This is a genomic window from Halomonas sp. ND22Bw, assembly GCF_003011945.1.
In the GTDB taxonomy this organism is placed as follows: Bacteria; Pseudomonadota; Gammaproteobacteria; order Pseudomonadales; family Halomonadaceae; genus Halomonas; species Halomonas halophila.
Window position 1 is genome coordinate 1 of the sequence record NZ_PXWD01000094.1, and the last position, 518, is coordinate 518.

Sequence of the window (518 nt, forward strand, 5' to 3'; positions counted from 1 at the left end):
GCGGCGCTGGGCCGAGGTGTGACGGTCGTCGCATCGCGGGTTGGCTAAACGCTATTGCAACCCGTTCGCAACAATGGCACAGCGAGCGCGTGACCGAACTCGCCGCACAGCGTCAGGCCGAACCCGAAGCCAAGGGGCCCAAGCCCAAGGCGGCGTTGAACGGCGCGCGGTCCTTCTGGCTGAAGCAACTTCATAGCTGGCACTGGATTTCGGCGGCGGTCAGCCTGGTGGGCATGATCCTGTTCGCGGTCACCGGCATCACCCTGAACCACGCGGCCTCCATCCCCGGAACGCCGGTGACGGTCGAACAGACCGCGACCCTGCCGGCCCCGCTGGTGCAACGTCTGGCCACCTTCCCCGAAGAAACGACCCAGCCCGTGCCCGACGCCGTCGCGCGCTGGGCGTCCGAGGCGTTGAAGGTCGAGATCGCCGGCAAGCCGACCGAGACGACGCCGGAAGAGGTCTATGTCGCCCTGGCCATTCCCGGCGGCGACGGATGGGTCACCATCGACCGTGCG

At 68.0% G+C, this 518-nt stretch carries 1 protein-coding gene; it reads left to right on the forward strand.

The window, feature by feature from the left end:
- Positions 1 to 89: 89 nt before the first annotated feature.
- Positions 90 to 518, forward strand: a 429-nt coding sequence (locus CVH10_RS17120) for a PepSY-associated TM helix domain-containing protein (RefSeq protein WP_181244446.1), incomplete at its 3' end; no start/stop codon positions are given.